Annotated in this window: 11 protein-coding genes; 7 read left to right on the top strand and 4 right to left on the bottom strand. The window is 43.4% G+C overall.

The window, feature by feature from the left end; all coding sequences use genetic code 11:
* Positions 1-40 precede the first annotated feature (40 nt).
* On the top strand, positions 41-1,621 hold the full coding sequence (dnaB, locus tag LZF95_RS15965; RefSeq protein WP_233756104.1) for a replicative DNA helicase: 1,581 nt from the start codon (positions 41-43) through the stop codon (positions 1,619-1,621).
* 12 nt (positions 1,622-1,633) lie between these two features.
* Positions 1,634-2,632 carry a zinc-binding dehydrogenase gene (locus LZF95_RS15960; RefSeq protein WP_233756103.1) on the top strand — a complete coding sequence of 333 codons (999 nt, stop codon included), beginning with the start codon at positions 1,634-1,636 and terminating at the stop codon, positions 2,630-2,632.
* Here the strand turns inward: LZF95_RS15960 and LZF95_RS15955 are convergent.
* Together LZF95_RS15955 and LZF95_RS15950 are read right to left on the bottom strand one after the other, a co-directional pair.
* A complete protein-coding gene (locus LZF95_RS15955; RefSeq protein WP_233756102.1) occupies positions 2,629-3,114 on the bottom strand; it encodes a hypothetical protein in 486 nt (161 codons plus the stop codon). The two genes, LZF95_RS15960 and LZF95_RS15955, sit on opposite strands and share 4 nt — an antisense overlap.
* Before the next feature lie 169 nt (positions 3,115-3,283).
* The gene (locus LZF95_RS15950; RefSeq protein ID WP_233756101.1) at positions 3,284-3,616 is read right to left on the bottom strand and encodes a lipopolysaccharide assembly protein LapB; all 333 of its coding nucleotides are present in this window, start codon (positions 3,614-3,616) and stop codon (positions 3,284-3,286) included.
* A 74-nt stretch (positions 3,617-3,690) separates the two neighbouring features.
* Here LZF95_RS15950 and LZF95_RS15945 point away from each other — a divergent pair, with 74 nt between their 5' ends.
* The 5 genes from LZF95_RS15945 (at position 3,691) to LZF95_RS15925 (ending at position 9,809) form a co-directional block, all read left to right on the top strand.
* Positions 3,691-4,428: an electron transfer flavoprotein subunit beta/FixA family protein gene (locus LZF95_RS15945; protein WP_233756100.1), complete on the top strand. Its 738-nt coding sequence runs from the start codon at positions 3,691-3,693 to the stop codon at positions 4,426-4,428.
* Between the two features lie 35 nt (positions 4,429-4,463).
* Positions 4,464-5,432 (top strand): electron transfer flavoprotein subunit alpha/FixB family protein, encoded by a 969-nt coding sequence (locus LZF95_RS15940; protein WP_233756099.1) that lies wholly within the window; start codon positions 4,464-4,466, stop codon positions 5,430-5,432.
* Between the two features lie 6 nt (positions 5,433-5,438).
* Positions 5,439-6,035 carry a bifunctional nuclease family protein gene (locus LZF95_RS15935; protein ID WP_233756098.1) on the top strand — a complete coding sequence of 199 codons (597 nt, stop codon included), beginning with the start codon at positions 5,439-5,441 and terminating at the stop codon, positions 6,033-6,035.
* 295 nt (positions 6,036-6,330) lie between these two features.
* Positions 6,331-7,617, top strand: a complete 1,287-nt coding sequence (locus LZF95_RS15930) for a NupC/NupG family nucleoside CNT transporter (protein WP_233756097.1) — start codon at positions 6,331-6,333, stop codon at positions 7,615-7,617.
* A 230-nt stretch (positions 7,618-7,847) separates the two neighbouring features.
* Positions 7,848-9,809 carry a hypothetical protein gene (locus LZF95_RS15925; RefSeq protein WP_233756096.1) on the top strand — a complete coding sequence of 654 codons (1,962 nt, stop codon included), beginning with the start codon at positions 7,848-7,850 and terminating at the stop codon, positions 9,807-9,809.
* 432 nt (positions 9,810-10,241) lie between these two features.
* Here LZF95_RS15925 and LZF95_RS15920 read toward each other — a convergent pair whose 3' ends face one another.
* Entirely contained in the window at positions 10,242-11,717 is a 1,476-nt protein-coding gene (locus tag LZF95_RS15920; RefSeq protein WP_233756095.1) for a M28 family peptidase, read from the bottom strand.
* Positions 11,718-11,840: 123 nt separating this feature from the next.
* A complete protein-coding gene (locus LZF95_RS15915; protein WP_233756094.1) occupies positions 11,841-12,566 on the bottom strand; it encodes a pseudouridine synthase in 726 nt (241 codons plus the stop codon).
* Positions 12,567-12,741 lie beyond the last annotated feature (175 nt).

The following is a 12,741-nucleotide window of genomic DNA, read 5'->3' as shown; positions in this document are numbered from 1 at the left end:
TTGTTTAAAACTCTTGCCATATTCCCAATACATTTGTTCTATGTCTGAAAAAAGTAGCAATCCCCGCATCACCAGAAGTAAACCTAATCACCAAAATTCCAATATACTAGGAAAAGTTCCTCCTCAAGCTATTGATCTTGAGGAAGCTGTGCTTGGTGCCCTGATGCTGGAGAAGGATGCGCTGACCAATGTAATCGATATTCTGAAGGTGGAAAGTTTTTACAAGGATTCCCACCAGGTGATTTTTCAGGCTATCCTTGACTTATTTACAGAAAGCCAACCTATAGATTTGCTTACGGTCACTTCCCAGCTTCGCAGAAGCGGAAACCTGGAAATTGCCGGAGGGGCTTTCTATGTGACCGAACTCACCTCCAAAGTAGCTTCTGCTGCCAATATAGAATACCACGCCCGAATTATCACGGAGCAATCCATCAAGAGGGAGATGATCAGGATAGCCTCGGATATCCAAAAAGACGCTTACGAGGAGACTACCGATGTCTTTGAGTTATTGGATAAAATGGAGCAGAATCTCTTTGAGATATCAGAAAAAAACATCCGTAAAAACTACTCTGACATGAAGTCCATCATGCGTGAGGCGATCATTGAACTGGAAGCGAGAAAGGGACAAAAAGACGGACTCACAGGAGTTCCTTCAGGGTTGACGGCATTGGATAGGGTTACTTCGGGATGGCAAAAGTCAGATCTGGTAATTATAGCTGCCCGTCCTGCAATGGGGAAAACAGCCTTCGTACTTTCAGTGCTGAGAAATGCGGCAGTTGATCATTCCAGGCCGGTAGCTATTTTCTCATTGGAAATGTCCTCGGTGCAGTTGGTGAACCGTCTGATTTCCTCGGAAGCAGAGTTGGATTCCGAGAAAATCAAAAAAGGGACACTGGCAGAGCATGAATGGGCCCAGCTGGTACACAAAACCGCCAAACTCTCCAAAGCACCTCTTTTCGTAGATGACACCCCGGCACTATCTATTCTGGAACTAAGGGCCAAATGTAGAAAACTGAAAGCACAGCACGACATTCAGATGATCGTAATCGATTACCTGCAGCTGATGTCGGGAGACTCTAAAAGTGGAGGTGGGGGAAACCGTGAACAGGAAATCGCGAGTATTTCCAGAGCTTTGAAGAAAATAGCAAAGGAGTTGGAAGTCCCTGTCATTGCTCTTTCCCAGCTTTCCAGAGCGGTGGAGACCAGAGGTGGGGATAAGCGGCCACAACTTTCGGATTTGAGGGAATCAGGAGCCATCGAGCAAGATGCTGATATGGTTATGTTCCTTTACCGCCCTGAATACTATGGGATTACCGAAGATGAGGATGGTAATTCTACACAAGGTGTGGGGGAAGTAATCATTGCAAAGCATAGAAATGGTTCATTGGACACGGTAAGGCTTCGCTTCATAGGTAGATATACTAAGTTTCAGGATTTGGATGGTTTCGGAAACATGATGGATCCACAGGGTGGTAATGCAGTGTACCGTCCTACTTTTGCCGCTCAATCAAGTGGAGTTTCAGAGTTTGATTCGGGAAATACTATTAAACTTCAAAGTAAGGCCAACAGTGATGATGGAGAGGATTTATTGAACAGAAACAACTCTGAAGATGTATTCTAATTCTACCATACTATGAAAGCAATCACACTCGATCGATCAAAAACTTCCAAACTTTCTTTGACCCAAGTTCAAGACCGGGCTTTGGATAAAGGGGAGGTCCGGGTTTTGATAAGGGCTGCAGCCTTGAATCATCGGGATGAATGGTGTCGTCAAGGACTTTATCCCAATATTCAGGACGGAGTAATTCTCGGTTCGGATGGTGCAGGGATAGTGACGGAAGTGGGAGAGGGTGTGACTAAGGATTGGCTTCAAAAAGAGGTGATAATCAATCCAGCAATAAATTGGGGAGAAAATCAAAGAGTGCAAAGCACTTCTTTTGAGATTTTGGGCATGCCCAAAAATGGGACTTTTGCAGAGACGGTAATCGTTCCAGCTGACAGACTATATCCAAAGCCTTCGCATCTTAAATGGGAACAGGCTGCTGCGCTGCCACTTGCAGGTCTGACGGCATTCCGTGCGGTCACTTATCAGGGAAATATTCAGCCAGGAGAGAATCTTTTGGTGACAGGTTTCGGTGGAGGGGTGGCTCAGTTTGCGGTTCAGTTTGGGCTTGCATTAGGTGCGAGAGTATCCACAAGCAGCAGCAGTGATGAAAAACTGAAAAAGGCTAAAGAACTGGGTGTTGCCAATACTTATAATTATAAAAATGACAACTGGGGATCCGTAGCTACCGAGGAAATTGCAGGATTTGATTTGATCATAGACGGAGCAGTGGGAGATACCTTGAATCAACTGATACAAGTGACTAGACCTGGTGGTAAAATCGTATTTTATGGAGCTACCTTGGGCAACCCGAGTAAGCTGGAAGCAAGGAAAATCTTTTGGAATCAACTGAAAATCATGGGAACAACGATGGGTTCTGATCAGGATTTTGAGGGTATGGTTTCACTTGTGCGAGAGCATAGGATAAAACCGATCATCGATCAAGTTTTCCCTTTTGAACAAGCCGTGGAAGCCTTTGATAAGATGCGGGATGGTAAGCAAATGGGGAAAATTGTACTGGTTCCTTAGATCGCCACGTAAGTCTCTCCAAATTCCTTTTTGGCAATTCTGTAAATTTCATTTTTCTCCGGTGGAACTACCAGCATATCTCCGCTTTTGACAATCATCGTGTCTCTCCAGGGTGCTTGAAATTCCAGAACTTTGGTAGCTCCTAAGGCTTCCAGATGTGCATCGGTGACTATTATACCGGTTGTTTCACCTTTAGGCTGATAACAGCCCCAGCCTTTCTCCAGAGATTGGACAAGTGTATATTTCTTTTGAAATGTCTCCGCCTTTACCAGATAGAGCTCATTGCTGCTTGTTTGATTTTCTACCAACCAATCACCTTTTTCTGCGGTATTTTGGGTTTCCTGCCCATCTGAGGTCTTTGTCACCACTAGTTGACCTGCCTGGGCTTTTTTTGCCCGGATCATACTTTTCTTTTTGTATCGCTTGCCACTTTTCTCGAGAATAGGGATAAAATGTGCCAGCATTTCTTGTTGGGTGATCATTGAAGCATTGTGTTTAATAAATTAAATGGAGATTAGAAACTTCAAGATAATTGGTTCCCGTAGATTTATGCGCAAAAAGCTGCGGATACCCGTAGATTTTTCAATCTATATTCTTAGTAGTTTGTGAATTCCAGATTTATAAATCTCCCTAATAGAGAAGAAGAATACTCTATTCCAAATCGTTTTCAAAAAGAAAATTCTGATAAGCATTTTGAAGTTCCTGTAACGCTTTGATGTTTTTTTGATCCCGGGCCAACGCTATTCCATTTTCAAAAATCTCTTTTGCAGGTTCTATTTTTCCCATTTCCGCATAAAGATGGGCAGCCGGAAAGTAGGTGGCAAGGTAGGTGGGGTGCTCCACGAGTAGCCTGGCAAATAGACTACAGGCTTTTTCTTGATCCCCTTCACGATATTCAATCGCCAATGCATACCAATTGAATGGATTTGCCGGCTCTTCTTCTGCAAACTGCTTTAGTATCTGTATCCTGTCCAGATTGCTCATCAATAGTTTTTTTAATTAAGTGCTTACTGTTATTTTCACGGGAAATAAATCTAGACTAATCTAATTCTAAACCAATGAAGATTCTTGTTTGTATCACCCACGTGCCCGATACTACCTCAAAGATTCAGTTTACGGACGGCAATACCAAGTTTGATTCTACCGGAGTTCAATATATTATTGGCCCTTATGATGACTATGCCTTGGCCCGTGCTGTAGAGTTGAGGGATCAATCCAGCGGCAAGTTAACTGTTTTGAATGTAGGAGAAGCGGATTCGGATCCTACGCTGAGAAAGGCTTTGGCTATCGGTGCGGATGATGCTATCAGGGTAAATTCTTTTCCGAAGGACTCATATTTTGTAGCCCAGCAGATTGCCCACTATGCGAAAGAAGGTGGGTATGACCTGATATTGATGGGAAGGGAGTCGATTGATTTCAACGGAGGCATGGTTCATGGCATGGTAGGGGAACTGTTGGGCTTACCGTCTTTTTCGCCGGTGATGAAACTTGATATAGAGGGTTCTACCGTGAAAATGGCCAGGGAAATCGAAGGCGGAAAAGAACTCCTGGAAGCGGATCTTCCTTTGATAGCAGGTTGTCAGGAGCCAATTGCTGAATGGAAAATCCCAAATATGCGTGGTATTATGTCCGCCAGAACCAAGCCTCTGAATGTCGTAGAACCTATCTCTCAGGAAACACAGGCTGAGGCAAGCAAATATGAGCTTCCTCCGGCCAAAGGCGCGGTCAAACTAGTGGACAAAGATAATGTGGCCGAGTTGGTGAGACTTTTGAAAAACGAGGCAAAAGTTCTTTAATATAAACCCTATAACTTATTTTAAATTAAGATATTATGTCAATTTTAGTATATATAGAACAGGCTGAAGGGAAAGTAAAAAAGACCAGCCTTGAGGCAGTGTCTTTTGCAAGCGCTTTGGCTACCCAGACTGGAGAAGGAGACGTGGTGGCAGTTGCCCTTGGAACTATTGATGATTCCGAACTAGCTTCAATAGGAAAAGCAGGCGCATCTAAAGTGCTTCACGGGGCAGACAGCCGACTGGACGCAGGTGTGATTCAAGCTCATGCATCTGCAGTAGCTCAGGCTTTTGGGGAGGTGGGTTCTAAAACATTGGTGTTGGCGAAATCATCTTTAGGTGATGCTGTGGCGGCTAGGCTTGCCATTAAGCTAAAAGCTGGACTGGTATCCAATGTAGTAGAGCTGCCTAAGACTGAAGGAGGATATCTTGTTAAGAGAAGTATTTATACAGGCAAAGCGTTTGCGGAAACGACTGTAACAACTGAGAACAAAATTCTGGCGATCAAAAAAAATGCGATCGACCTGAAACAAAACGGGGCTGATGCACAGATAGAAAGCTTTGATGTTTCAATCAGTGATGGGGATTTCGCATCCAAGATCACTTCTACTGAGCGTGCTACCGGTGATGTGCTACTTCCTGAAGCAGATATAGTGGTTTCAGGTGGTAGGGGACTGAAAGGGCCGGAAAACTGGGGTATGCTTGAAGAAATGGCGTCTATTTTAGGAGCTGCTACCGGTTGTTCCAAGCCAGTTTCTGATCTGGGATGGAGGCCTCACCATGAGCACGTAGGCCAAACGGGAATAAAAGTCGCCCCATCTTTGTACTTGGCGATAGGAATTTCAGGAGCTATTCAACATCTTGCAGGAGTCAACTCATCAAAATGCATTGTTGTAATCAATAAAGACCCTGATGCACCTTTCTTCAAAGCTGCTGATTATGGAATTGTAGGAGATGCATTTGAGATAGTGCCGAAACTTAACGAAGCATTTAAAGCTGAATTGTAGATTTTTGTGGAAAAACTCATAGAACTTGAGATCTTAGGACTTTCGTCCAACCATTCCCAATCTGGGTCATTTACCTTGGTGCTAGGCGAGGTGGGGGGAGCGAGGCGGCTGCCGATCGTGATCGGTATGTTTGAGGCGCAGGCGATAGCCTTAGAAATCGAAAAGATAATTCCAAACCGACCCATGACCCATGATTTATTCAGATCATTTGCCACCGGGTTTAATTTTGATATTGAAAGGATTGTAATTACAGACATGAAAGAAGGCGTCTATTATGCCCGGATTCAATGTAAAAGTTCTGACACAGAGGTTAATGTTGATTCCCGTCCATCTGATGCAATTGCTATTGCAATACGGTTTGGATGTCCTGTATATTGTACCGAAAAGGCAATGTCTGAAGGAGCTGTGGAGCATTATGAGGTAGAAAATAAAGAGGAAAAAAGAGAGCCAAAACCTTCGACTCAAAAGTTTACTACTAAAAAAGAGCCCTCATTAAAGGATTACAGTTTGGACAAGCTTAATCAAATGCTGGACAAGGCTATACTCAATGAGGATTATGAACGGGCAGCCAGGATCCGTGATGAAATCAATAAGAGGAACTAATTCAATTTAAAACCCGGGTTAGCTCGGGTTTTTTTTGCTTTTTACCGCAGTGGACACAAGGTTTTTCTCAGAGTACATAGTTGTCCTGATTCCTAATTTAGTTCAAGTCTTCTGACCTGCCTGTAGTCGGGAGGCTGCATTGAGGGTGGTCGAAGTCGTGAGATTTGTGCTGAAATATCATCACAGCTATCACTTTTTACCCTGAATTCTCAATTTATAGCTTAACCTCTTAAACCATGATTGTTTTATGAACCTGCGTTCCTTATTTTTAGGCCGTATTTGCAATAATTACTGAATGGATTATTTAAGAGGTGTCTTTGGTCTGGCCGTCATTGTATTGGTGGCTTTTATTTTTTCAAGCAACAGAAAGAGAATCGACTGGAGATTGGTAGGAATTGGTATTTTACTCCAATTGGTATTTGGATTCCTGATCACCCAGGTGCCTATCGTCGAAAGCGCTTTTGCCATGGTCAGCAGGGGATTTGTAAAGTTTCTAAGTTTCAGTCGTGACGGGGCCGCTTTTATATTCGGGGATTTGGCAGGGGATAGTTATGGTTTCATTTTTGCTTTTCAGGTACTTCCCACGATTATATTTTTCTCCACAGTTTCAGCCGGGTTATACTATTTGGGGATCCTTCAGAAAATAGTTTTTGGCATAGCGTGGGTGATGGCCAGGACGATGAGGCTTTCCGGCCCTGAGAGTTTATCCGCAGCGGGAAATATCTTTTTGGGGCAAACGGAAGCCCCTTTACTTGTCCGTCCCTTTATTCCACAAATGAGTAAATCAGAACTGATGTGCTTGATGACTGGCGGGATGGCCACGATCGCAGGTGGTGTTCTTGCCGGTTATGTAGCATTTTTGGGTGGAGAAAGCCTGGAGGAGCAAAGCAAGTTTGCCGCTTATTTACTTGGAGCCAGTATCATGAATGCTCCGGCGGCGATAGTCATGTCCAAGATATTTATTCCTGAAGTGGAAAAAGAACTGGTTCACGATAAGCTGGAAGTGAATGAGGAAGCAATGGGTGTGAACCTCATCGATGCGATGTCCATAGGAGCTTCTGAAGGTTTGAAACTGGCACTGAACGTAGGGGCGATGTTGTTGGCATTTATAGCTGTCATTGCAGCGGTGAATTATCTATTAATGGGAATCTTAGGAGACGTTACCGGGCTCAACGAGTTTGTGGCCAGAACTACTGATGGTCAGTTTAAGGGGTTTTCATTAGAGTATTTGTTTGGTCAGATTTTCAGGGTTTTTGCCTGGGTGATCGGAGTGGACTGGGTGGATACTCTACAGGTAGGTAGTCTGCTGGGACAGAAAACGGTAATCAATGAGTTTGTAGCCTATCTGAGCCTCTCGGAAATGAAGGAAATAGGGAGTTTAAGTCCCAAATCCATTGTTATAGCGACATATGCCCTATGTGGATTTTCTAACTTCAGTTCTATTGCCATTCAATTGGGCGGTATAGCAATAATTGCTCCAAACCAGCAGGCAAATATTAGCCGCCTTGGTCTTAAATCGTTGCTGGCTGCATCACTTGCCTGCCTCATGACAGCTACCATCGCAGGAATGTTGTTTGGGTGATTTTTTTTCAATGCTTTTTAAGAATATTTCATTTTTACAATTATAAAGTGTAAACTAATTGACTTGTATTCATCTGCCAAGAATCTGTCGCCATTACTTAAAAATGAAGGGGAATTGCTTATATTAATCTTTGTCATTGATTCATACATGTACAGCCGAAAAAGGTGTTTAACTATTCTCCATGCTCAAAGCAGTTTTGATAGCTTTTATAAAAACTACTCATTCCACACATGAAGAGATTTAGAGTCAGAGACAGTTTCAATTTTTTTTTAGAGCGTCAGTTTGTGAAAGGTGCCCACGTGCAGCTGATGTTTGTCGCCGCATTGATCGGGCTGATATCTTTGCTAGGAGGCATATTGGTTCTGCCATCTGGAGACCCGACCGGGACTATCAGTGAAGCTGTTTGGTGGGCTTTTTTACGCTTGTCAGATCCAGGGTATTTGGGAGATGATGAAGGGAATTGGCGAAGGCTGGTTTCAACGATACTCACCGTGTTGGGATATGTGGTTTTTTTAGGTTCCATGGTAGCTATCATTACTACCTGGATGAATTCAAAAATCCGAAACTTGGAGCAAGGTTTGACTCCGGTAACAACCAAGAACCATATCCTTATTTTAGGTTGGAATGCCAAAACTATTCACACAGCTGGTGAAATTTTTCAATCAGTGGGCAGATTGCGGAGATTTTTGAAGTTCTATGGAGCCAGAAGGCTGAATCTTATCATTCTGGCTGAGGACGTAAGTCCACGCCATGTGCAGGAACTACGCGATAACCCCTTGATTGGGAATGGAGCAGATGAAATTGTATTACGCACGGGAATCCCTATTGACCGGGAACATCTCAAAAGGGTGAACAGTTTGAATGCCGCTGCTATCATTATACCCAGTTCATCATATACAGATAGAGAGTTGATAACCCCAGATGTGGAAACCATAAAAACCCTTCTTTCCCTAAATGCTGAGGCTGTGGATTCTCCGGTGAAAGGTAGATTCCCTTATATAGTAGCGGAGATACAGGACCAAAGTAAAATTAAGGCTGCTTACCGTGCATATTCCGGGCCGATGGAAGTCATCGGTAGCAATACAATGATCAGTAGGCTTCTTGCTCAGAATATACGCCACCACGGCTTGTCTGCTGTATATAATGAGCTATTGACCCATAGCGTAAACAACAATATATTTTGCCGCGAATATCCGGAAGCAGTAGGGAAAAGTATCTACGAGCTTAGGAAGGCTTTTCCGAAAGCAATTATATTAGGTATTGTGAGACTTAAGGATGGGGAATTGACCCCCATGCTTAATGTATCTTCCGATTTTAATATAGAAAAAGACGATCGGCTCGTTTTTATTGCCAGGAATTCCTCGCATATTAACTTTAATCCTCTTGACTCTGCTAAACAGCGATCACCAGTTAAAACAAAGCACAAACTCAAAATAGAAGAGCAGGAAGGAGTAGTCAAAATTCTAATATTGGGCTGGAATCATCACATACCAGCTTTGGTACGAGAACTCTGTACCTACGAAGATGAATACTATGAAATCACCATGGTGGCAGTATATCCCAAGGAAAAGAGGATTATACAGCTTCAAAAGATAGAGAACCTTACTGAGCGGGTTAAGCTAGGACATATTGAGGAAGATTACGTAAATGAAAGCGTACTAAAAAACTTAAATCCCTCAGCTTACGACAATGTACTATTGGTGAGTAGTGAACGGGTATTGGAAAAGGAGGAGGCAGATGCCCGAACAATTGTTGGCTATGTGCTGCTTGAGGAGTTATTGGAGAATACAGGTAAAAAACCCAATATACTCCTTGAACTATCTGACCCAGCAAACGAGGCATTGCTCAGAAAATACAAAACCGAGGTAATTATAAGTCCGTTAATCCTGAGTAACCTCCTGGCAGGGGTAGCTCTGCAACGTGGGGTAAACAGCATTTGCAAGGAGCTTTTTACCGCAGGAGGCGCTGAAATTATTTTTAGAAGATATGAGGAATATGGGCTGGATGCAGGAATTATTTCATTTTCTGATCTTGAAAATAAGGCAGCAGAATTTGGGGAAACAGCCCTAGGTATTTACAAAACAAACCTAGTTGACAGAGATGAGAACAACCTCATTTTAAACCCTGCTAAATTCAAAAATATAGAAATCACTTCTGAGGTGCGACTGGTAGTGTTAACCACGGTATATTGAGATTGATTCGTGACTGTGCCCCTTGTCTTTTGATGCGGGGCAGACAAGCCCAGAACTCAATTATGGGTAAATGGTATAGTTGATGTTTTATAAAATTGCCACGGGCTCGATCAGTGGTCGTAGAATGCTTAGGATTCCTTGGTTAGTTAGTAGTTTGAAAATACCAGCCTGGTTTTTCATTCAGGCTGGTATGGTAGATTGCTAGCTTTATGCGAGTGGTTTGTCAGCAAGCCCAAGTTTTTTGATGGCAAGAGGTTTTTATCTGTGCATCAAAAAATACCAGAATCAGGATTTTTTTAAGCTATAGCCTCAGCTATACCATCTTCTGCGTTGGTCTCATTCGAAGTAATAGGAATACATCTTCACTCGGCAGCCTTGAATTTGCCTGACGGGAGGGAGGGGTTGGCATACCTGGGACTTTTTCAATAAGCCTTACTTGTCCCCATAAAGTGCTTTTCCTGCTTCTTCATATTTATCACCGGCAACCCAGATTGGCTGTTCGGCGGAGTTCGCGATATTTTGAGCGGCCAGTATATAGGATTTCCAATACAGTGTCACATAATCCAGATCCAGAGAACCCACTTCATCTCCGGGCTTGTGATAGTACTTGTTGATTTCATCATCGAAGGCAGTGAATCCAAGACTGAAAGTAGGAGCAGGGATGCCTTCTTTGGCGAAATTCACATTATCGGATCTATCGTATAGTCCTTGCTCAGGTGCCGGATCCTCCACTGCTCTCAAACCAAAATCTTCCACAGCTTCTATGACCAAACCGTCACCGCTGGTTCTGCCCAGTCCGATTACTGTTATGATCGAAGTGTCATTATATCCAGCTCCGTCGATATTCAGGTTGTAGATGATCCGATTTAGAGGAATCAGTGGATTCTCTGCAAAGTACCGGCTTCCTAACAGCCCTTTTTCCTCAGCTGTCCAGAGCGCTAGCAGAATAGATCTTTTTGGAGGGTTTTCAGAGAAAAACTTTGCGGCATTCATTACAGCTACTGTGCCTATGCCATTATCCCTTGCGCCATTGTATATGGAATCTCCCTTAGCGTCAGGTTTGCCTATACCCACATGGTCATAATGGGCTGATAGCATCACGAACTCATTTTTCAGAGTTTTGTCAGTGCCTTCTATCCAGGCTAACACATTTTTCCCTTCGATTGGCTTGTTGGTTTTCCCTTCGATTTGAAGAACTACGGATTCCGCATTTCCTTTTGCGATTTTCTTTGGAAGGGCATTTGAGATGTCCTTCACCCAGATGTAGGGCAGCTTGCTGGACTCGCCTTGATCTATTCCCATCTGATCCCGGTTTAAGTAATTGGAAATCAGTTGCCAGGGGATTGAAGGGATGTTGAATCGCTCGATCAGTGCTACAGCCCCTTGTTTCTTTGCATTTGCTGTTTTTTCACTGCCCAGAGAAAACAGTTCCGCAGGACTCATTTTGTCCGGAGCACCCACGCTGCTTACGGCTATCTTACCAGTCAGGTCTTTTCCTTCAAAGTCTTCCGGTGTGCCAAAACCTACATCCACCAGTTCATAGGTACCGCTGAGAGATTCACCGTCAAGTACTAAAAGATTATCGCCCTGACTGTATATTGAATCATCAATTGTAATCTTACCTTTGGATGGTGGCGAAGAAAGGCGGAAAGGGATGTTTTGGAAAAAGCCGTCAGCACCGGGAAGTGGTTTTGCACCTGCGTCTTCCAGATGCATAGCAATATAGTTATAAGCCATGGCCATTTCCGGATAGGAAGGATCTCTGCCTTTCAATTCGTCCGAAGTCAGATAATTGAGGTCAGCAATAGCAGCTATTTCATCAAATTTCTTATCAATTTTCTTCTTTTGCGCTTCGGCCACGAAAGTCACGGAGAATAGTAGGCATAATGCTATCAGTGATTTTTTCATAGGGGGTTTAAATAATGTGTGTTCTAAAGTAATTCAATTTTGGGAAAAGCATCCCATTCTGTACTTGGATATAGTATCCAAAACCTGATAGGTGGCTGTTTCTGAAGATCGGTCAATTATTTATTAACCGGATGTTGAAGTTGAAAACCTGTCGGGTTCATTCGGGAGCCCAAGATCCAAGCATGTTTTTTGGAAATGATAAGGAAGCGGAGCTGATACTTTTAGGATTTCATGTGATATAGGATGTTTTAATTCTAGTTCCCTCGCATGTAATAGTAGGTTTTTTAGTCCAAACTGCTTTTCGAAAAACTGGTTTTGCTTATTGTCCCCATGTTTTTTATCTCCGATAATATAATGCCTTAAATGGGCCAAATGCCTCCGGATCTGATGGGTTCGCCCGGTTTCAGGTTTTAGTTCCAATAAACTGTATCGGCTGCTAGGATATCTCCCTGTGGTATCAAATGGAATTTCAGCCTCATTCAAAACGGAATAATGTGTTAATGCTTCTTGCAATTTTCCGGAGCGTTCGCTTGTCAAGGGGTGATCGATCAGGTTTGATTTGATCGCCGGTATCCCTCTGACGATGGCCAAATAAGTTTTTTGGACTGAACGATTGGAGAACTGCTCCTTCAGTAAGGGTAATATTTGCTCTTGTTTGGAGAAAAGCAATATCCCGCTTGTAGGTCTGTCCAGTCGATGGACGGGGGATACGTGCTGCCCTATCTGGTCACGGAGCATTTGCAAGGCAAAGACCGCTTCATCAGCTGCAATAGAAGTTCGATGAACCAGTAAGCCCGAGGGCTTATTGATGGCTACGAGGTATTCGTCTTCGAAGAGGATTTCTAGCACGGGGCAATTTAGGAATTGGTGGATCAAATTGGTTCAAATCTTCTGACCTGCCTGAAGGGAGACAGGCTTGGATCTTAGTTAATACGGTCTCTTGACTGCTCGCTTTAATGAGTTCGGATAATTTCAGGCAGTCTGAAGACTGCACTGAACTGGGTCTGAGGATTTGCCTAAAAAG

Source organism: Algoriphagus sp. AGSA1 (assembly GCF_021390545.1).
GTDB lineage: Bacteria > Bacteroidota > Bacteroidia > Cytophagales > Cyclobacteriaceae > Algoriphagus.
This window is presented reverse-complemented; position numbering and strand designations above follow the sequence as displayed.

What these genes read in the sequence shown, in the direction of transcription:
- dnaB (WP_233756104.1), top strand. Translation starts at nt 41, where the DNA reads ATGTCTGAAAAAAGTAGCAATCCCCGCATCACCAGAAGTAAACCTAAT.
- LZF95_RS15960 (WP_233756103.1), top strand. Translation starts at nt 1,634, where the DNA reads ATGAAAGCAATCACACTCGATCGATCAAAAACTTCCAAACTTTCTTTG.
- LZF95_RS15955 (WP_233756102.1), bottom strand. Translation starts at nt 3,114, where the DNA reads ATGATCACCCAACAAGAAATGCTGGCACATTTTATCCCTATTCTCGAG.
- LZF95_RS15950 (WP_233756101.1), bottom strand. Translation starts at nt 3,616, where the DNA reads ATGAGCAATCTGGACAGGATACAGATACTAAAGCAGTTTGCAGAAGAA.
- LZF95_RS15945 (WP_233756100.1), top strand. Translation starts at nt 3,691, where the DNA reads ATGAAGATTCTTGTTTGTATCACCCACGTGCCCGATACTACCTCAAAG.
- LZF95_RS15940 (WP_233756099.1), top strand. Translation starts at nt 4,464, where the DNA reads ATGTCAATTTTAGTATATATAGAACAGGCTGAAGGGAAAGTAAAAAAG.
- LZF95_RS15930 (WP_233756097.1), top strand. Translation starts at nt 6,331, where the DNA reads ATGGATTATTTAAGAGGTGTCTTTGGTCTGGCCGTCATTGTATTGGTG.
- LZF95_RS15925 (WP_233756096.1), top strand. Translation starts at nt 7,848, where the DNA reads ATGAAGAGATTTAGAGTCAGAGACAGTTTCAATTTTTTTTTAGAGCGT.
- LZF95_RS15920 (WP_233756095.1), bottom strand. Translation starts at nt 11,717, where the DNA reads ATGAAAAAATCACTGATAGCATTATGCCTACTATTCTCCGTGACTTTC.